17 protein-coding genes are annotated in these 19,370 nt (G+C 68.1%); 9 read left to right on the forward strand and 8 right to left on the reverse strand.

Translation table 11 applies throughout. From position 1 onward, the window contains the following. The first annotated feature begins 4 nt into the window (after window positions 1-4). The 5 genes from FB468_RS12400 to FB468_RS12420 all read left to right on the forward strand — a co-directional run bounded on the left by FB468_RS12400 (window position 5) and on the right by FB468_RS12420 (window position 6,440). Window positions 5-1,963, forward strand: a complete 1,959-nt coding sequence (locus FB468_RS12400; RefSeq protein ID WP_170219722.1) for a helix-turn-helix domain-containing protein — start codon at window positions 5-7, stop codon at window positions 1,961-1,963. Window positions 1,964-2,097: 134 nt separating this feature from the next. Next, window positions 2,098-3,369 carry a hydroxymethylglutaryl-CoA reductase, degradative gene (locus tag FB468_RS12405; RefSeq protein WP_141887624.1) on the forward strand — a complete coding sequence of 424 codons (1,272 nt, stop codon included), beginning with the start codon at window positions 2,098-2,100 and terminating at the stop codon, window positions 3,367-3,369. Then, entirely contained in the window at window positions 3,366-4,358 is a 993-nt protein-coding gene (locus FB468_RS12410) for a hydroxymethylglutaryl-CoA lyase (protein ID WP_141887625.1), read from the forward strand. The genes FB468_RS12405 and FB468_RS12410 overlap by 4 nt, the downstream gene beginning before the upstream one ends. 2 nt (window positions 4,359-4,360) lie before the next feature. After that, window positions 4,361-5,596 (forward strand): CaiB/BaiF CoA transferase family protein, encoded by a 1,236-nt coding sequence (locus tag FB468_RS12415; protein WP_211359133.1) that lies wholly within the window; start codon window positions 4,361-4,363, stop codon window positions 5,594-5,596. A 34-nt stretch (window positions 5,597-5,630) separates the two neighbouring features. Next, a complete protein-coding gene (locus FB468_RS12420; protein WP_141887626.1) occupies window positions 5,631-6,440 on the forward strand; it encodes an HTD2 family dehydratase in 810 nt (269 codons plus the stop codon). On the opposite strand, the gene FB468_RS12425 is transcribed toward FB468_RS12420, so the two are convergent. Continuing rightward, on the reverse strand, window positions 6,425-7,012 hold the full coding sequence (locus FB468_RS12425) for a hypothetical protein (protein ID WP_211359134.1): 588 nt from the start codon (window positions 7,010-7,012) through the stop codon (window positions 6,425-6,427). The two genes, FB468_RS12420 and FB468_RS12425, sit on opposite strands and share 16 nt — an antisense overlap. A 106-nt stretch (window positions 7,013-7,118) precedes the next feature. On the opposite strand from FB468_RS12425, the gene FB468_RS12430 reads away from it, so the two are divergent. Continuing rightward, window positions 7,119-8,345: a sensor histidine kinase gene (locus tag FB468_RS12430; protein WP_170219723.1), complete on the forward strand. Its 1,227-nt coding sequence runs from the start codon at window positions 7,119-7,121 to the stop codon at window positions 8,343-8,345. Next, on the forward strand, window positions 8,345-9,031 hold the full coding sequence (locus FB468_RS12435) for a response regulator (RefSeq protein ID WP_141887628.1): 687 nt from the start codon (window positions 8,345-8,347) through the stop codon (window positions 9,029-9,031). The genes FB468_RS12430 and FB468_RS12435 overlap by 1 nt, the downstream gene beginning before the upstream one ends. Here the strand turns inward: FB468_RS12435 and FB468_RS12440 are convergent. Continuing rightward, complete coding sequence (locus FB468_RS12440; RefSeq protein WP_141887629.1) at window positions 9,024-10,004, reverse strand: diacylglycerol/lipid kinase family protein; 981 nt, start codon at window positions 10,002-10,004, stop codon at window positions 9,024-9,026. The genes FB468_RS12435 and FB468_RS12440 overlap by 8 nt on opposite strands. Before the next feature lie 100 nt (window positions 10,005-10,104). Further along, entirely contained in the window at window positions 10,105-10,701 is a 597-nt protein-coding gene (locus FB468_RS12445) for a hypothetical protein (RefSeq protein WP_141887630.1), read from the reverse strand. A gap of 74 nt (window positions 10,702-10,775) precedes the next feature. On the opposite strand from FB468_RS12445, the gene FB468_RS12450 reads away from it, so the two are divergent. Continuing rightward, window positions 10,776-12,413 (forward strand): deoxyguanosinetriphosphate triphosphohydrolase family protein, encoded by a 1,638-nt coding sequence (locus FB468_RS12450; protein ID WP_141887631.1) that lies wholly within the window; start codon window positions 10,776-10,778, stop codon window positions 12,411-12,413. Here the strand turns inward: FB468_RS12450 and FB468_RS12455 are convergent. Genes FB468_RS12455 through FB468_RS12465 form a run of 3 tightly spaced genes read right to left on the reverse strand, consistent with a single transcriptional unit; the run spans window position 12,410 to window position 15,070 of the window. Then, window positions 12,410-13,099 (reverse strand): NUDIX hydrolase, encoded by a 690-nt coding sequence (locus tag FB468_RS12455; RefSeq protein WP_141887632.1) that lies wholly within the window; start codon window positions 13,097-13,099, stop codon window positions 12,410-12,412. The genes FB468_RS12450 and FB468_RS12455 overlap by 4 nt on opposite strands. Before the next feature lie 34 nt (window positions 13,100-13,133). Next, complete coding sequence (locus FB468_RS12460) at window positions 13,134-13,469, reverse strand: hypothetical protein (protein ID WP_246055871.1); 336 nt, start codon at window positions 13,467-13,469, stop codon at window positions 13,134-13,136. After that, window positions 13,466-15,070, reverse strand: a complete 1,605-nt coding sequence (locus FB468_RS12465; RefSeq protein WP_141887633.1) for an acyl-CoA carboxylase subunit beta — start codon at window positions 15,068-15,070, stop codon at window positions 13,466-13,468. The genes FB468_RS12460 and FB468_RS12465 overlap by 4 nt, the downstream gene beginning before the upstream one ends. Window positions 15,071-15,198: 128 nt before the next feature. Here FB468_RS12465 and FB468_RS12470 point away from each other — a divergent pair, with 128 nt between their 5' ends. Next, window positions 15,199-16,095 carry a biotin--[acetyl-CoA-carboxylase] ligase gene (locus FB468_RS12470; RefSeq protein ID WP_141887634.1) on the forward strand — a complete coding sequence of 299 codons (897 nt, stop codon included), beginning with the start codon at window positions 15,199-15,201 and terminating at the stop codon, window positions 16,093-16,095. Between the two features lie 185 nt (window positions 16,096-16,280). Here FB468_RS12470 and FB468_RS12475 read toward each other — a convergent pair whose 3' ends face one another. Beyond that, window positions 16,281-17,675, reverse strand: a complete 1,395-nt coding sequence (locus FB468_RS12475; protein ID WP_141888318.1) for an APC family permease — start codon at window positions 17,673-17,675, stop codon at window positions 16,281-16,283. A gap of 76 nt (window positions 17,676-17,751) precedes the next feature. Beyond that, window positions 17,752-19,368: an amidohydrolase gene (locus FB468_RS12480; protein ID WP_141887635.1), complete on the reverse strand. Its 1,617-nt coding sequence runs from the start codon at window positions 19,366-19,368 to the stop codon at window positions 17,752-17,754. Window positions 19,369-19,370 lie beyond the last annotated feature (2 nt).

Raw genomic sequence — 19,370 nt, forward strand, 5'->3', positions numbered from 1 at the left:
GCCCATGACTGATCCGGCTGCCTCGACTGACATGCTCCAATCGTTGAACTCGCTGATTGACGCCATCGTGTCTGAGGGGGCGGGGGATGGGCAGCGTTCGATCGATGAAGTGTTGGAGAACATCGGCCTGCTGCCTGCAGATATCCGCGTACTCGATGAACGAGTCCGCAGCGTTCGCGGTGAGCAACTCAGGCTGCGCCGGCGGGAACATGAACTGTCAGCGCTCTTCTCAAGCGCCCGCGAGCTCGTCGAGATCCGTGACAGTGCCCTCATTCTCGACCGGCTTGTGGAGCGTGCCCACGCGATGATTGGCGCCGATATCACCTACCTCTCGGAATTCGACCCCGACTCTCGCGAACTGCAGGTGCGCACAACTGTCGGCTCGGTGAGCTCGGCGTTTCGTGGGCTACGGGTGCCCGCCGGTAGGGGCCTTGCAAGCGCGATTGTCGAGACGAAAGCGCCGCAAGCGACCCAGCGCTACGACGATTTTGAACGGCGCAGGCGGGTCGATTCGATCGACGCCGCGGTTGCTGGCGAGGGGATCGTCTCGATGCTTGGGGTGCCGATGCTGAGCGGTGACGAGGTACTTGGAGTGCTGTTTGTCGCAACCCGGGAAGAGATTCATTTCACGCCCGAACAGATCGCGCTCCTGTCTGCCCTCGCAGATCACGCCTCGGTTGTGTTGCAGACCGCTCGTACCCTGAAAGAGCTCAGGCGATCCGAGGAGGATGCGACGCTGGCGCTGGAGCGGCTCACGGTGCACCTTGACGAACGGAACCGGGCGAACGTTGTCCACCAGGAGCTTATCCAGACAGTACTCACGGGTGGTGGCTATCAGCCCCTGCTCAGCACGCTCGCCCGAGCGCTTGGGCGTGCCACCGCACTCGTCGACCAGCAGGGGGTCTGCCTAGCGGTCGGCGGCGACTGGGGAATAGCGGAAGGCGAGGCGTCTGCGGCGCTCCAGCGGGCGTGGATGGTCGGGAACGTCCAGCTCGCGCTCCGTGAGAGTAGCGTCTCCGGGCACTGTGCTGTGGTGACAGGCAGCAGCGAGGTCGCAGCCGTTTCTGCGCTTGTCGCGGGCCCGCAGCGGTTTGGGACGATAGTACTGGGCGCGGCCGAGGGGGAGCTCAACCCGGTCGAGATGCGGACCGTCGAGCGCGCTGCGCAGGTCGGCGCTCTTCTCGCGCTGCAGCAATCTGCTGTGACGGATGCCGAGCACCGCTTTCGCAGCGAACTCGTCGCAGATCTCATCGACGCTGCGCCGGAGCGGCGAGAAGAGCTTGACAGGCGTATCTCAAGGCTCGGTCTGGCTAGGCAGAAGCTTGACGATCTGCTGGTGTTTCACGTAGCGGGAGACAGTCGTCCCGCAGCCATTCGTGCGCTCAGGCGTGCGCTGGGGGATCGTGTGTTGATCGGCGAGTATCAGGGGGTCATCGTGGTGATCGGGTACTCGGAACAGCTTGGGGCGGCCGAAGATATTCAGGGAAGGGTTCGCGACGAGACCGGCGAACATGTCTTGGCGGTCGTGGGGAACTGGGGCTCCGGGTTACATGACAGATTTGCGCACGCGCGGGGCACGGTCCGGCTGCTCGGAGCACTCGGGGTCAGTGACGCGACCGCCGCAGCCGCCGACTTCTTCGCCTACTCTGCGGCCATTGCCGACGACCCCGGGGCGTTGCGGGTGTTTGTCGAGCACAGCATTGGCCCGGTGAGGCGCTATGACGCGGAGCGTGGCACCGATCTCCTTGGCACGCTGCGGGCATTCGTACGCAACAACGCGAGCCCCACCCGCACCGGGAGAGCATTGAACTTCCACACGAACACGATCCTTCAGCGGCTCGAACGGCTCGATCGTATCCTCGGGGAAGGGTGGCGTGACGATGAGCCGCTGTTTCGGCTGTCGCTTGCGGTTCGGCTCGATGAGATGCGTGAGCGACTCGCAGGGAGAGTACCCACAGGGTAAAGTGCCTATAAACCAGGACAAATTATGTGTGCATCACACGTACTCTGGGCGGTCTGCGCTGACTAGCTTCGAATCGTACGGAGCCGGATTCTCTTACAGCGCTGGTGCTGGACCGACTCTGCCGAGGAGGACATGTGAGCGTCAATAGCCGGATTTCAGGATTGCGCGATGCGTCACCGCAGGAACGATTGCAGATAGTGACTCAGCAGCGGGGCCTCCCGGCTGATCGGCTCGCGGCCTTTGACGTGCGACAGGGGCTCGACCTGGAGCGCGCGAACCACATGGTTGAGAACGTCGTTGGCATGGTCGCCGTGCCTCTTGGTGTCGCGACGAACTTCATCGTTGACGGCGATGACTGTCTCGTGCCGATGGCGACAGAGGAGCCGAGCGTCGTCGCTGCGGCATCAAACGCTGCACGGATGGCGCGCCCGCACGGTGGCTTTATAACATCACACACCGGATCGGTGATGATCGCACAGATTCAACTTGTTGACGTCGCGGATCCGCGCGCCGCCCGGCTGCGGATCTACGAGGCTGAGGGAGAACTCCTGGAGCTTGCGAACGAGGAAGACCCGGTGCTACAGGAGCTTGGCGGTGGCGCCGTGGGACTTGAGGTGCGGATCTTGCCAACCGCGCTCGGCGAGCACGTCATCGTGCACCTGCACGCCGATGTCCGGGACGCTATGGGTGCGAACGCGGTGAACTCGATGGCGGAGGCGCTCGCCCCGCGGCTCCAAGCTTTGACGGGCGCCCGCCCGCTTCTGCGGATACTTAGCAACAAGGCCGACCTGCGAGTGACCCGGGTACGCGCGACGTTCGACAGCGATTTGCTCGGCGGCCCCGCGGTAGTCGACGATATTCTGCTCGCGAGTGCCTTCGCTACGGCGGACCCTTTTCGGGCCGCGACTCACAACAAGGGCATCATGAACGGCGTCACCGCCGTCGTGCTCGCGACGGGCAACGACACCCGAGCTGTCGAAGCTGGTTGCCACTCGTTCGCAGCCCGCGAGGGCGCTTACCGTGCGCTCTCATCGTACGAGAAGGACGACGCGGGAAACCTCGTTGGCACGATGGAGCTTCCTCTCGCAGTCGGTCTTGTCGGAGGTGCGACGAAGGCGCACCCGGCAGCGCAGGCGAGCATTGCGCTGATCGGCGCGGACTCAGCGCAGCGCCTCGCTGCGGTCATCGCTTCGGTGGGCCTCGCGCAGAACCTTGCCGCGTGTCGTGCGCTTGCCGCCGAGGGGATCCAGCGCGGCCACATGGCCCTGCACGCGCGCACCGTAGCCGCTTCGGCTGGAGCGGAGGCCGCAGAGATCTCGGAGATCGCGCGCCGCATTGTCGCTGCGGGGAGGATCCGCATTGACGATGCTAGGCGTGAGCTCGATCTGCTGCGAGCGGGCAAATGACTGTGCTACCGTCTGCGCCGGCGGTAGCGCGCTTACCGGGGCTTCCTGAGGCGGTCACCGTGTTCGAAGTTGGTCCCCGCGACGGTCTGCAGAGCGAATCGAGCACGGTGCCGACCGCGGTGAAGCTCGAGCTCTGCCGCCGACTGATTGCTGCGGGCGTACCCGCGATCGAAGCCACGAGCTTCGTTCCGCCGGGGTGGATCCCGCAGCTCACAGACGCTGAGGCCGTGATGGCTGGGCTCGATACTCCGATAGACACTCCTGTCTACGCGCTCGTCACGAATGAGCGGGGCCTTGACCGCGCGCAGAGCGCCGGGGTGCGCTCGATTTCGGTCGTTGTGAGTGCAACCGAGAGCTTTGCGGCGGCGAACCTGAACGCAACTCGCGAGACGGCGCTTGCGCGCGCGACCGCCCTCGTCGCGCGGGCAGGGCGCGCGGGGCTCGAAACCCGGGGCTACGTCTCGATGAGCTTCGGAGATCCGTGGGAGGGCGCCGTGCCGCCCACAGCGGCGGCGGAGATGGGTGCCGAGCTCGCCGCCGCCGGGTGTGAGCGAATCGTGCTCTCGGATACGACAGGTGTTGCAACGCCCGGCGCGATTGCTGCTGTTGTTGCGGGGCTGAATGCGGCAGGTGTTTCTCCCGGCTTTCTCGCGCTGCACCTACACGACACTTACGCTTTGGCGGCGGCGAACGTCGTCGAAGGGCTGCGCAACGGGGTACACGAATTCGATTCGGCGGCGGGAGGACTGGGTCGGTGCCCCTACGCTCCTGGCGCTGCCGGTAACCTCGCAACTGAAGATCTTGTGTGGTTGTTGAACGGTCTGGGAATTCAGACCGGGGTAAACCTTGACGCGGTCATTGACACGACCGCCTGGCTCGCTGAGTCGCTGGGGAGCACGCCCGCGTCGCGCGTCGCGCGCGCCGTCTTGCGACAGCGCGCAGCTTCCACCGCCACCACTCACAACGAATTTCTTGAGAGGACACAGTGACCGTGCCAACAGCAATGCAAGCGACTCAGGGAGCGCTCGCGGGAGTCGTCGTGCTCGACCTTTCGCGGGTGCTCGCAGGCCCCTACGCGGCTCAGCACCTCGCCGATTTTGGGGCGACAGTTGTGAAGATTGAGAACCCGCGAGACCCGGATGTTGCACGTGGTTTCCCGCCATATTTGCGTGCGGGCGACAGAGAGTTCAGCGCGTACTACGCCCAGTACAATCGCGGCAAGCGGGGCCTAGCGCTTGACCTCGCGACGGCCGAGGGGAAGCAGACGCTCAAGGACCTGGTTGTGAACGCCGACGTGCTCATCGAGAACTTTCGACCGGGCACGATGGAACGGCTCGGCCTCGGGTACGACGTGCTCGCCGGGATCAATCCGCGCCTCGTGTACACGGCGATTTCTGGCTACGGGCACACCGGCTCTCGCAGCAGGCGCCCGGCGTTCGATAATACGGCGCAGGCCGCCGGCGGGCTGTGGTCGATGAACGGGGTTTCTGGCGAGCAGCCCGTCCGAGTCGGCGTGACGATTGGCGACCTGTCTGCGTCACTGTACGGTGTGATCGGCACGCTCACGGCGCTCAGGCACGCCGAGCAGACGGGGCGGGGGCAGTTCGTCGACGTGGCACAGGTAGACAGCGTTATTGCGCTCACCGAGACCGCCGTCGTTGACTATACGGTTGCGGGCAGGGTCGCGGCACCAGCGGGAAACGCCCACGCCTGGGTGCGCCCATACGAACTGTTTCCGTGCGCCGACGGCCAGGTGTTTTTTGGCGGGTATACCGACAAGCTGTGGCGCGAGAGCTGTGAGCTGTTCGGTACGCCAGAGGCAGCAAGTGACCCCGAGATCGACACCATGCAGAAGCGATTCGACGAGGAAGCGTACGAGCGGCGCGTGAAGCCCCTCATCGTTTCCTGGTTCGCGGGGAAGGGCCGAGCTGAGCTAGAGAAACTCGCGGGAGATCGGATTCCGCTCACGGCCGTGAAGACCATTGCCGAGGTCGTCGACGAGCCTGAGACACAGCGCCGCGAGATGGTGGTCGATGCCGATTACGGAGATCTTGGCTCGTTGCGCATGTTTGGCCAGCCAGTCAAACTAAGTCACACGCCCGCGGTGCCAGACCGCCGGGCTAACGAAGTGGGCGAGCACAACGAGGCGGTTCTCAGCGAGCTCGCCGGTTACTCACATGAGCGAATCAAGGAGCTTCGTAGTGCCGGGGTGATCGCGGGTGCTTAGCGGAGCTGTGGAACATCTGGACCAGTTGAGTTCGTTGCCCGCAACGCGTTACGCGAGCGCCTTCGTTGACGGCTCTGGCCCGAGCATTGGTGAGGGGCTGCCCCTGCCGCTCGGGTGGGAGGGGCTCTACTTCCCGTTCGCGGTGGGCTTCGAGGCGCTGCGTGCCGACGGTTCCCCTGCCCGCGACGGTGTGCTGCCCGAGTTCGGCATGCCGAGGCGAATGTACGCGGGTGAGGACACCACGTTTCATCGGTCCCTGCACTTCGGTGAGCGTGTGCGGCAAGAAGCGCGCGCGGGCACAATTACTGAGAAAGCCGGCTCGGCAGGGCGGTTGGTGTTTGCTGACATTATCCGGGAGTACTTCGTCGGCGACGAGCTCGCGGTCACGAGCGTGTGGCATGACGTCTTCCTTGAAGCAGCAAAGCCCGCGACCACCATCGAGCAATACGAGATGGGGCCCGAGTGGTCACACCGTGAACTCACGCTCGATACCCGCCAGCTGTTCCAGTTCTCGGCGATCACCTTCAACACGCACCGGGTGCACTACGACAGGGACTGGGCGCGGCGCGAAGAGCGGCTCGACGATGTGCTGGTGCACGGACCCCTCACTAGGATGCTCTTACTCGACGAGGCATTTGCCCGGTATGGCATGGAGGGAGCGGGAAGGATCGCGGGGGCAGCGGATTGCGCAGGAGAAACGGTCTTTCGGTTCCGCTCCTACCGCCCGCTGTTCGTAGACCGGCCGATCACCATCGCATCGCGCACTGCAGCGACGGGGATCGAGGTGGTCGCCCTCAATAACAACGGGGAACTTGCCGCAAGCGGTGACTACCTCGTTTCTTGAATGCTTGGCGGGGCCGCCGACTCATCGGAGTCCCTGCCGCCGCCCGAGACCGTCGCCCACACCGGCCACCCGACGAGCCAGATGCCCGTCACGAGCCACACCCTGCCGATCCACCCGGTGAGCTCGGCGGTGCGCGTCGCGTCACCGACGAGCAGCACGATGAGTCCGATCACGGCGCTCGCGATCACCGCGCACACGAGCATGCGGGCCCACTGGCTCCACTCGTATCGGATGTGCGCCGGCCCTGACTTCGGCGGCTTGACCGGTTCTGGCCCACCCGCGAACCTGTGCGCGAACCAACCGTCAGCGCGGCCGATGATCTGGTGCCCGAACGCGACCGTGAAGCCCAGATACACGGCGCCGAGTCCGTGCGCGAACTCGGCGGTCGCTCCGTTCACGACGAGGTCCCAGGTGATGAGCCCGAGCAGCAGGAGGTCGAGCAGCGGCACGCACAACAGCAGGATCGACGAGAGCTTCCGCAGCCGCAGCAGGTAGCGCGCCCCGAGCCCGGCCCCGAGTACGGCCCAGAACCCGATCTCGCAGGCGATGATCCCGATCACAATGATGTTCATGCCTCAAGCCTCACGGGCACGGTGGGGTGACGGATCCTCCCCGCGGCCGCTTCCCCTCGTTCGTTCGAATGAGCCGGGCGCGAGCAGCGTGGGCGAAGATAGAACCATGAGAGCCAACTGGGCGCAGACGCTGCCCGCGCACCCCGCTCGCCGCGACGCGGTGATCGCCGCGGCCTGGCTCGTCGTTGGCTGCGTCGCCTGGGCAGTGGACCTCACCGGCATCTGGCGGCAGCTCGCGGTCGTCGATCCGCCCCGCTGGGTGTTCCTCGTCACGCTCGTAGGGGCGACAGCGACGCTGCTCCTGCGGTCGCGGCGCCCGATGCTCGCCCTCGGGCTGGGCGCGGCAGTCGCGCTTGCCGACACGCTCATGGGCGCGAGCCTCGCCGTCGTGTTCGTGCTCACAGACCTCATTTACGCCGCCGTGAAGTACGGGAGCGCGAGAGCGGTGCGGAGCCTGCTTCGCGTCGCAACCGCCGCCGCAGTCGCGCTCGCCGCAGCGCTCCTCCTGCTCGCGCCGGAGCACCCCGAGGTCGCCGTCGCGCTCGTGCAGTGGGGGCTCATCGTGACGGTCTCGGGGCTGTGGGGCTGGAACGTGCGGGCGGAGCGCAAGCAGACCGCCGCAGAGCTCGCCGCGCGCCACACGAGCGAGACCCGGGAGCTGCGCACCCGGATCGCGCACGACCTCCACGACCTCGTGGCGAACCAGATCGCGGTCGCGGGCCTGCACGTTGAGGCGGCGAAGCTCCAGGCCGCGAAGCTGCAGGCGCAGAGTGAGGCGCTCGCGCAGAGCCTCGACCGCGCGAAGAAGGGCACCGACAGGGCACACCACGAGCTCCGCGGGCTGATCTCCGTGCTCACGCTCGTCGATGAGGCCGGAAGCGGCGCCCCCGTCGATGTGGCGGCCGAGCTCGCCGAGCTCGACGACCTGCTCCCCGCGGGCAGGGCGGTGCGGTGGGGCGACGGCGCCGTCGACGCGCTGCGGGCCGCGCTCCCGGCGGGGCAGGGACCGCGCGCCCGGATTCTCGTGCGCGCGCTGCAGGAGCTCACCGCGAACGCCGCGAAACACGGCGCGGGTGATGCGCACGTGCGGGTCGAGAACACGAGTTCGGGCGCCGCGCTCACCATCGCCATCGAGAACGCGGCCGGTAACCAAGCAGCCAGGTCGGCGCCCGCCACCGGGCTCGGGATCGAGGGCACCCGGGCGCTGCTGCGCGGCATCGGCGGGGAGCTGCAATCGGGGCCGACCGCGGGCGGGTGGCTCGCCGTCGTCACGCTCCCGAATAGCGCACCGGGCGCCGCGGAGGATCCGAGAAGAACCGTGAGGGAACACTGATGGAGCAGCCAGTGCGAGTGATTATCGCCGACGACCACGAGGCGGTGCGGAGCGGCGTCGCCGCGATCTTGGGGGCCGACGACGGCATCGAGGTCGTCGCCGAGGCCGAGAACGGCTTCGACGCGCTCGCGGCGTGCCACCGGGAGCGGCCCGACGTCGCCCTCATCGACCTGCGCATGCCCGGCACCGACGGCGTCTGGGCGACCGAGCGGATCACGGCCGAGACGGCGACGCGCGTGCTCGTGCTCACCACGTACGACTCGGGTGATCTCATCGCGAGCGCGCTCGCGGCAGGGGCGCACGGCTACCTCTTGAAGAGCACGGGCGGCAGCGACCTCATCGACGCCGTGCACCACGTCGCCGCGGATCGCCACGTGCTCGACCCCGCCGTGGCAGGCTCGGTGATCGCCGGGTTCGCGGCGGCGCAGCGCGCCAGCTCGGCGGGCGGCAGCGGCGGCCCGGGCGGTGCCGGGAGCGGCCCGGGCAGCCCTGCAGGGCTTGCCGACCTCACGCCGCGCGAGCGGCAGGTGCTCGAACTCCTCGTCGCGGGCATGTCGAACCAGCAGATCGCTGACGAACTGCACATCGGGCTCACGACAGTGAAGACCCACGTCGGGTCGCTGTACGCGAAGAGCGGGGCGGGCTCGCGCGTGCAGCTCGCGGCGCTCGGCGCCTCGGCTATCTGACGCGCAGGGCGGCGGGCAGGATCCTCACCTCGAACGCGGTGACCCCCTCGAAGTCATCACCGTCGACCTCGAACGCGTGGGGGCTCGGTAGCTCGACGCGCGCGCCGCGGGCCCGCAGGTGCGCCGTGCTTTCCGAGCTCTCGGCGCGGTCAGCGCCCGTGAACAGCCGCTTCAGCCCGTTATCCCACACCAGGTTCCGCATCGTGTCCAGCCAGGCCGCAACGCCGTCGGCGCGGAGCACGAGCAGGTCGAGCTCGCCGTCATCAGGGGCGGCGTCGGGCAGCAGCGTGATTCCGCCCTGGATTGTGCCGCAGTTCGCCACGAGGAGCGTGTGTGCGCTCTCAGGGTGCGCCTCCCCACCATCGAGGGCGAGCGAGAAATCGACGACCTCCGTCTCGTTCGCCGCGCGGCCGAGCGACTCGACGTACGCGAGCCAACCGGCCCGCGCTTTGAGTTCGTCGTCGGTCTCGACGATCATCTGGGCGTCGATGCCGAAGCCGACCATCACGACGAAGGGCTGCCGCTCTTCGGCCCCGTCGCCAAACGAGATCGTCACCTCGCCGAGGTCGAGCGGGCGGGCCTCACCGGCGAGAACCCGCGCGAAGGCCGCCCGCGGGTCACCGAGCGGGACATCGAGATTGCGTGCGAGAAGGTTGCCCGTGCCGAGCGGGATGATGCCGAGCTCGGCGGCTGGAGCGCCGCTAGCCGACCTCTCGGCCTCAGCGCTCGCGCCGAGCGCACCCGCGACCGAGCGCACGGTCCCGTCGCCACCCGCCGCGACGACAACCGTGCAGCCCGCGTCGAGCGCATCGGCCGTCGCGCCCTGACCGGGGTCATCGACCGTCGTCTCGAACCACAGGACCTCGGGGGAGGCGCCGTCGGGGGCCTCCGCGAGGGCGGCGCCGACCGCTGTGCGGAGCTCGTCCTCCCCAACCTTCGACGGATTCCAGACAATACCAACGGTGTAGCTCACGGTTCCCCCTGCCGTGGGGCGCCGGCCGACTGCCGAGCGCGTGTAAAACTATCGTCACCCGTGCCAGCTGGTGTGCGCCTGAAAATTTCCAGGGTGCCAGCTACAGCTGGGCGAGCTGCGCCTTCCAGTACGCACGCCACTCCTCAATGCGGTCACCGGAATCCAGGCCCTCCTGACTAATGGCGAGGATGGTCTTTGCCTGATCCTTCGCCGCGTCCTTCAGCGCCGCGGCGACCTCGACCTTCCCAGCGCCGTCGAGCGAGAAGCGCCAGAACGACCGCTTCTCCGTGCGCGACGAGCGGCTGCCCGACACCGCGTGCCCCAGGTGCTCGGTCACCTCACCGAACCGGTCGACCCACGCCGCGAGCGCGGCGTCGCGGTCGAGCGGGAGCGTGCGGCTGGCGCTGACGCGGAACGTGCCCGTCGACGACTGCCCGGGCACCCTGAGGCCAGCGTGCTGCTCGAACGCGATTGCGACGCCCTGCGCCCACCACTCCTCGCTCTCGACGCCGTGCGGCATCGTCGCGAGCGCGAGCTTCGCGATCTCGGCGTGGCCGAGCGAACGGGCGCCGTGCGCGTCGAAGACGGCGACCCAGTCAGCCCACGCCCTGCCGGTTGCCCGCTCGATCGCGGGGACGCGTTCGCCGCGGGTGTTGTTGCCTGTGCTGTTGGTCTCAGCGCCGCCTGTCTCGCTCATAGGGCAAGTGTATGCGCGGTAGCGCGGCGCTCCAATGCGCGGCCAAGGGGGGCGCGAATGATTGAATGAGGGGCATGATCGAAACGCAAGGTGGGTCCGTGAACCGCGCATCCCGGCGGTACGCCGAGCAGGAGTCATCGCAACACGCGGCGCGTGGCGCCGACGCGGCCGGGCCGGTTGTGCCGGGGGAAGCCGATGAATCCGGGGCGCTTGGCGATGGGGCCGCGCTCGAGGAGTTTCGTATCGACCTCGAGCGGATCCGCTTTTCGTCGTACTTCGCACGCCTCTCTGATGTGACGCAGGTCGTGCCCCAGTCGGGCGTCGGGCCCGTCATGCACAATCGCCTCACGCACTCGCTGAAGGTGAGCGCCGTCGCGCGCGTCGTCGCGGCGAACCTCGCCGGGGCCGCAGCGCAGCACCGCGCGTTCGCGCGTGGGGAGGCCGTGGCCGACAGCGAGACCGGCGCGATCATCACCCGGCTCGGCGGCTGCGACACGATCGTCGCGCAGGCCGCGGCGCACGCCCACGACCTCGGCCACCCGCCGTTCGGGCACCTGGGAGAGCGCGTGCTCGACCGCGTCGCGCGCGAGCGCCTCGGCCTCGCCGAAGGGTTCGAGGGGAACGCGCAGACCTTCCGCATCCTCACCTCGCTCGATACTCTCGGGCGCGACTTCGCCGGGCTGAACCTCACGGCGGCCGTGCGCGCGTCGGTGCTGAAGTACCCGTGGACGCGGGGGCGCTGGGTCGGCGTCACCGCGGCAGACCTGCCGATCGCCGAGCGCCCGCGCGGCGTCGGCAACGACCCTGTGAACGGTGCCGAGAAGTTCTCGGCCTACGTCTTGGAGGTCGCGGAGCTCGAGCAGGCGCTCGCGGCCTTCCCCGCGATCGGTGAGGGCGTGCAGACCGTCGAGTGCGCAGTGATGGACGTCGCCGACGACATCGCGTACGCCGTGCACGACCTTGACGACTTCACGCGGGCCGGCGTGCTGCAGCACGCCGCCGTCGCAGCCGAGCTGCAGACCTGGCTCGCGGAGGATGCTGCCCTTGCCGAGGAGCCGCTCGGGAAGATCCAGGTCGAGTGGCGCAGGCCCGGCCGCTCGCTCGAGCTCAAATGGCGCAGCATGAGCCGCAAGGACGCGTGGATCGCGGATCGCGACGCCTTCAGGGCGGCCGTGCAGCTCGTGAGCGACGAACTCGCCGACGAGCTGCTCGCAGCGCCCTACGACGGCGGTATCGCGAGCGAGCGGGCTGTGTCGGGCTTTACCCGCCGCTGGATCGAGCGGCTGCGCTCCGCGATTGTCGTCGAGGCGAAGCCGCACATGCGAGGTGGGCACGTGCGCCTGAACCAGCGCGCGTGGCACGAGGTCGCCGTGCTGAAGTTCGTGCACTCGAGCTTCGTGCTCGAGTCGCCCGACCTCGCGCACTCGCAGCGCGGCCAGGCCCGCGTCGTCGAAGAGCTCGTGCTCGGCTTCGACGCCTGGCTGTCGGACCCCGAAGACGCGGGGCGCGCGCCGCGCCGGCTGCTCGAGTGGGTTGACGAGGCAACGGAGGAGCTCTTCGACCTGTCGAAAGAGCGGCCCGAGCTACTCCAGGGCGACATCACCGGGACGGGCATCCACCGGCGCGGGCGCGCCCGCGCGATCCTCGACTACGTGTCGTCGTTCACCGACCAGCAGGCCGTTGCGGCGTTTGATCTGCTGACCCGGGCCTAGCCCATCACCTCGAAGTCGGTGCCCGGCTTCCACGGCTGCGTCCAGCCGACGCCGTCGAAGACGCTCGACAGCAGCATGCCGGTGAAGCCCCACACCGTGTGGCCGCCGAAGCGATCCTGCAGTTTGAATGCCGCGCCGCGGTGAGTCGCGCCCTCGCGGCGAAGCACGGAGTGGCCGCGCGCCGCGGGGTCGAGCAGTTCCGCGACGGGAACGCGGTAGACCTCGACGGATTCCGTGTGGTCGGCGGTGACGTCGCTCGGCAGGCGCCACCAGCCGATCACGGGCGTGACGAGGTTGCGGCTCACGGGCACGTGAATCTCGGGCAGGGTGCCGAGCACCTCGACGCCAGCGGGGTCGAGCCCGGTCTCCTCCGCCGCCTCACGGAGCGCGGTGACCGTAATATCGGCGTCCTCAGGTTCAACGCCGCCACCGGGGAAAGCGATCTGGCCGGCGTGGTGCCGCATTCGGGTCGCGCGGCGGGTGAGCAGCACGTCGAGCTCGGCGGGAACCGGCTCGCCAGACGCGGGGTCGGCGGGAATGCGGTCGAGCGCGCCGAAAAGGATCAGCACCGCCGATCGCCTGAGGTCACCGTCGGTCTGCGGGAACGGGGGGTCGAAGTCGATCCCGAATCCGCGATCCACCGCGTCCTTGAGCTGCTGCCGCGCTTCCGCCTTCGTGCGTGCCATACCCCTCAGCTTAGGCTCTTCCGGCTGCCGGGAGTTAGCCGTCGATGAGGAGATCGGCGAAGCCGTCGGGCACGCGCTGCGAGCGCGCCCACGGCTCGCGGTCGCGGCGGGCGACGCGCTTGACCTGCCGCGTCTCCTCAGCGCGGGCGGCGGTGAGCACGGCGATGACCGCAGCGCGCTCCTCGTCGCTCACGCCGCGGGTGACGAACGTGATGTCGTCGCCGCGGATCGCGTCGTCTTCCTCACCCGCGTCCTCACGCTTCGCGGCGTCGCGGGCTGCGGCGTCGGGCGGGAGGTCGCCCGAGAGCGCCTCCAGCTCCTCGTCGATGCCTGCCGTCGGGTCGACCGTCTTGGTGCTCTCAGCGCTCATAGCGGGATGTTGCCGTGCTTCTTCGCGGGGAGCTCGTCGCGCTTGCCGCGGAGGCCGCGGAGCGCCTTGATGACCGCAAGGCGGGTGCCCGCGGGCTCGAGTACGTTGTCGATCTCGCCGCGCTCGGCAGCGAGGAACGGGCTCGTGACGTCGGCCGTGTACTTCGCCGTGAGTTTGGCACGCAGCGCCTCGACGTCCTCGCCCGCCGCCTCAGCAGCCGCGAGCTCCTTGCGGTACAGGATGTTGACGGCGCCCGCGCCGCCCATAACAGCGATCTCGGCGGTGGGCCACGCGATGTTGAAGTCCGCGCCCATCTCCTTCGACCCCATCACGATGTACGCGCCGCCGTAGGCCTTACGCGTGATGATCGTGACGAGCGGCACGGTCGCCTCGGCGTAGGCGAAGAGGAGCTTCGCGCCGCGGCGGATGACGCCCTGGTACTCCTGCTCGGTGCCGGGCAGGTAGCCGGGAACGTCGACGAGCGTGAGGATCGGGATAGAGAACGCGTCGCAGAACCGCACGAAGCGCGCGGCCTTTTCGCTCGCGTCGATGTTCAGGGTGCCCGCCATCTGGTTCGGCTGGTTTGCGACGATGCCGACGGTGCGGCCCTCGACGCGGCCGAAGCCGATGAGGATGTTCGGGGCGAACAGCGGCTGCACCTCAAGGAAGTCGCCGCCGTCGAGGATCGCCTCGATGACGACCTTCATGTCGTACGGCTGGTTCTGGCTGTCCGGGATGATCGTGTTCAGCCGGCGGTCTGCCTCGGTGATCTCGAACGCGGTGTCGCTGTCGTAGATTGGGGCCTCGGCGAGGTTGTTGTCGGGGAGGAAGCTGATGAGCGTGCGCGCGTAGTCGAGCGCGTCGAGCTCATCGCTCGCAAGGTAGTGCGAGACGCCGCTCGTCTTGTTGTGGGTGAGCGCGCCGCCGAGCTCCTCGAAGCCGACCTCCTCGCCCGTCACGGTCTTGATGACGTCGGGGCCGGTGACGAACATGTTGCTCGTCTTGTCGACCATGATGACGAAGTCGGTGAGGGCGGGCGAGTACACCGCGCCACCGGCCGACGGGCCCATCACGATTGAGATCTGCGGGATGACGCCCGAGGAGAGCGTGTTGCGTTTGAAGATGCGTGCGTACTGCGAGAGCGAGAAGACGCCCTCCTGGATGCGCGCGCCGCCCGAATCGAGCATGCCGATGATCGGCGCGCCAGTCTTCATCGCGAAGTCCATCGCCTTCACGATCTTCTCGCCCGCAGCCTCGCCGAGCGAGCCGCCGAAAGTCGTGAAGTCCTGCGAGTAGACGACGACCTGGCGGCCGTGGATGGTGCCAGCGCCGGTCACGACGGCGTCACCGAACGGGGTGTTCTTGTCCATGCCGAACGCGGTCGAGCGGTGCTTCACGTACTTGTCGAACTCGACGAAGGAGCCGGGGTCGAGCAACGACGCGATGCGCTCGCGCGCGGTCATCTTGCCGCGCGGGTGCTGCTTGGCTGCTGCTGCTGCGTCGCGGTCGCCGACTGCCTCTTGGTACTTGCGGCGATGGTCCGCGATGCGGCCGGCCGTGGTTGCGAGGTACTCGGGAGCGGTGTCGTTCTCTGAGGTCACGAGATTAGCCTAGCGCGGGTACATGCCTCAAAGTTCAAGAACTCCTCCAACTGAATCGCCGATCCTTCGTTGAAAACCTCAGCTGGCGGCGCGGTGCGGCGCGGCGAGCGGGGCATAAGCTCGAACCTATGGAACTCAGCCGGACCCGCGCCCAACAACCCCGCGTCGAGTGGCGCGACGCATCACCCTCGACGAACGCTGAGCTGCGCGAGCTCGCCGCGGAGGCTGACCGCGCGGGTTCGCCGCTGCCGCACGGCACCGTGCTGCTCACCGACAACCAGACGGCGGGGCGCGGCAGACTCACCCGCGGCTGGGCGACGCCGCCCGGGCAGGCGCTCGCGGTGTCGGTGCTGGTTCGCGGGTACGGGCGCGACGCGGCTAATGGTGCTGGCACGGGCCCGGAATGGGGCGAGCTCGGGCCGGGCTGGCTGCCGTTCATCGCGGGGTCCGCCGTGAACGCGGCGTTCCAGCCGCTGTTTTCTGCCGCGGCCGCTCGCGACGAGGCCGAGCCAATGCGCGTCGGGATGAAGTGGCCCAACGACATTCACGTGCGCGACGAGGAGGACGCGGTGGCCGGTCGCACCGGGAAAAAGCTCTGCGGGATCCTTTGCGAGCTGCTCCCCGACGGCAGCGCGATCATCGGGATGGGGATGAACCTGCTCATCCCCGAATGGGAGCTTCCGACCGACCGGGCGACGTCGCTCCTCGCCGCGGGGGCCGACGTGGGCGGCGCCGAATCCTTCGGGGACCCGCTCGGCGCAGAGCTTGCTGACCGGGTTGTCACCGCCGTCACGGCTGAGATCTCGCGGCTCACTGAGCTCGCGGCGCGCGAGCCGGAGGCGATCAGGATCCGGGCGGCTCGTCATTCCCTCACCCTCGGCACCGAGGTGCGAGTGCACCTTCCGGGCGACGAAATCGTTGACGGGCGGGCGCGGAAGCTCGCGGACGACGGCGCGCTCGTTGTTGACCTGCCCACGGGCGGCACTCTCAGCGTGAACGCGGGGGACGTGCAGCACCTGCGGTAGGCGCTGGGCCCACCTGCTTGGGGCTGGCGGGCCCTTGCCCTGCGGTACCAATGCAAACTGCCCAAGATATGCTCCAACTCGAGGGTCTGGGCATATCTTGGGCAGAAAGCATTGGATTGCGCCGGTGCGGGTTGCGCTGGTGCGCAAGTGCGGGGTTGCGGGGTTGCGCTGCTGCGCTGGGGTGGCTAGCCCCGCTCACCCTCAAGCGGGAACTCGTCGCCGAGCGCGTCGATCTGCTGGGTCGTCGGGTCGCCCTCCGAGAAGTCCATCTTCGGAACTGGCTTCCGGAAGCCCCGGGTCACGATGACGATGACGCCGACGCCGATGACGAGCCAGCAGGCGCCGACGATCCAGGTGACGGGCTGGAGCGACGTCCACAGCCAGATCGTCAGCGCAAAGCCGATGAGCGGAATCACGCCGAAGCGCAGAATCTCCCACGCCGTCGCCGGACGCGTGCGCCCGCCCTTCGGGAACAGGTACGTGCGGATCACCGACAGGTTCACCATCGCGAACGCAGCGAGGGCGCCGAAGCTGATCATGAAGGCCGCAACGTCGAACGGCACGAACAGTGCGGAGAGCGCAAAGGTGGACACGACGACCGCGGCAACGATGGGTGTGCCGAACCGCCGGTGCAGCCGGGAGAGTGGCTTCGGGAGCATGCCGTCGCGACCCATCGCGTAGAGGATGCGCGAGACCGAGACCTGGCCGGTCATGCCCGAGCCGAAGGCGCCAGCGACGTACACCGCGACGAAGAACGACGTGAACCAGCTCGCCCCGAACGAGTCCATGACCGTGGTGCCGGCCGCGTCGATCTGTGCCTGGTTCATCGACGCCCAGTCGGGGTTGAACGCGAGCGCGCCAGCCCAGGCTACGAGGATGAAGAAGAACCCGCCGACGAGAGTCGACAGTATGATCGCGCGTGGAATGTCGCGGCGCGGGTTCTTCGCCTCCTCGGAGAGCGTCGACACCGCGTCGAAGCCGAGGAACGACAGCGCGAGGATTGCCGCGCCTGACGCGATCGCGCCGATCCCGCCCTCACCAAAGGTGAACGGTTCGATGATGCCGACGGCCTGGTCGCCGCCGAGGTACTGCTTGAACGCGAGCGCCATGAACACGATGACGAGCACGACCGAGAGCGCGATGATTGCAATGTTCAGTTTGTTCACGAGCGTGATGCCGAGCACGTTGAAGACGAGCACGAGCAGCAGCGCGGCAAGCGTGAACGCCCACACGGGAATGGCCGGGAACTGCGTGTTCAGGTAGATGCCGATGAGCATGAAGTTGATCATCGGGATGAAGAGGTAGTCGAGCAGCATGACCCAGCCCGTGAGGAACCCGGCCGCGCCGCCAAACGATTGCTGCGCGTAGGTGTATGCGGATCCGGCAACCGGGTAGCGCCGCACCATCGCCGCGTAGCTCGCCGCGGTAAAGAGCATTGTGACGACGGCAACGATGTAGGCCGCGGGGAGCTTGCCGCCGGTCACTTGATTCACGATGCCGTACGTCGTAAATACCGTGATGACGGTCATGTAAGTCACGCCGAAGAACGTGAGACCGGTAAGACCGAGGGCTCGCCGCATGTGCGGTTGCGCCTCGGTCGATGCTGGGGTGGGGGTGTTGGACACGATTCTCCTTTGAATCAGCGGTTGGGGTGAGCTAGTACGTGCGTTCGCCCGCGAGCCAGGTGCCGCGCACGTCGATCTCAGGGACGGTGTTTGGGTCAACGGATAGGGGATCAGCGGAGAGCCAGACAGCGTCTGCGACCATGCCAACGCGGAGCGCGCCGCGGTCGGCGGCGAGGGCCTGCCGCGCGGTGCCGGCGGTGTACGCCGCAAGGGCGGCACCCGCGCTCACGCACTCATCGGGCAGCCAGGCCTCGGCGTCGGGCTCGAGGTGGCTGTGGCGGGTGACCGCTGTCGAGAACGCCGGCCGCCAATCTTTCGTGGTGACCGGCCAGTCGCTGCCGAACGACACCGTTGCGCCCGCGCGAAGCACGGAGCCGATGAGGTACTGCCAGCCCTCGCGGTCGTGACCGATGTGCGGGATCGTGAGGTCGCGCATCACGGCATCGCACTGCGCCCAGTAGGGCTCAAAGTTCGCGATAACGTCGAGCTCGGCGAAGCGTGCGATCTGATGCTCTGCGAGCATTGCGACGTGCGCGACGACGTGAGCGCGCTCGCGGGCTGGGTTCTCCGCCTGCACGGCGGCGATCGTGTCGAGGGCGATGCGGTTTGCGTCGTCACCGATCGCGTGGATGTGGAGCTGGAACCCCGCGAGGTCGAACGCACGCGCCGCGGCGATGAGGTCGTCCTCAGCCCAGTTCGGCAGGCCCCGCTCGTCGGGCCGGTCGGCGTAGGGCGCCGAGAGGACGGCGGTGTGGTTCTCGATGACGCCGTCGACGAAGAACTTCACGGTGTCAGCGCTCAAGCGGTCGTGTGCGAGCGACCGGACAGCCTCCCGCTGCGCGTCAAAGGCTGCAACCTGATCCCGCCAGGTCGCCGGGTCAGCGCGGAATGCGAGGTTGACGCGGGTGTGGAGCCGGTCGGCGCGTGCGGCTTCGAGGTAGGTGGGGAGGTCGGTCGGTTCGACCCAGGCGTCTTGCACCCAGGTCGTGCCCTGCTCAGCGTAGGAGCGGGTCGAGGCCTCGATCGCGGCGACGCGATCCTCGAGCGCGAATGCGGGAACGACGTTCGCGATGAAGTCGTTCGCGGCGGCCTCCTGGAGCGTGCCCGTCGGGGCGCCGTCAGCGTCGCGCACGTATCGCCCGAGTTCGGGGTCGGGGGTGTCAGCCGTGATACCACCTGCGCGGAGCGCCGCCGAGTTCACCCAGGCCGTGTGGTAATCCCACGCGCGCAGAATCGTTGGGGTGTCGCCGGTGACGTCGTCGAGCCACTCGGCCAGGAACACGCCTCCCGGGGCGAACGTCGCGTCGTAGCTCGCGCCGACGATCCACTCGGCCTCCGGGTGTGCTTCCTTCCACTCGGCCACGGCCGCGAGAATCCCGGCGAGGTCGGCGGCGTCGCGAACGTTGGGGCCGGCGGCCTCCAGCCCGCCGAGCACGGGGTGGGCGTGACCTTCGCCAATGCCTGGCGCGAGCGTCCCGCCCGCGAGGTCGATGAGCTCGGCGTTACCGCTCTCGGCGAGGGCGAGGGCCTCGGCGTTCAGGGCGACAACCCGATCGTTCTCGAAGGCGACTGCTGCTGCGGTTTCGACGCGACCGTCGCGATGCGCCGCGACGATGACCGTTCCGCCAGTGAATACCGTGAGTGCCACGT

It is taken from the genome of Leucobacter komagatae, assembly GCF_006716085.1.
In the GTDB taxonomy this organism is placed as follows: domain Bacteria; phylum Actinomycetota; class Actinomycetes; order Actinomycetales; family Microbacteriaceae; genus Leucobacter; species Leucobacter komagatae.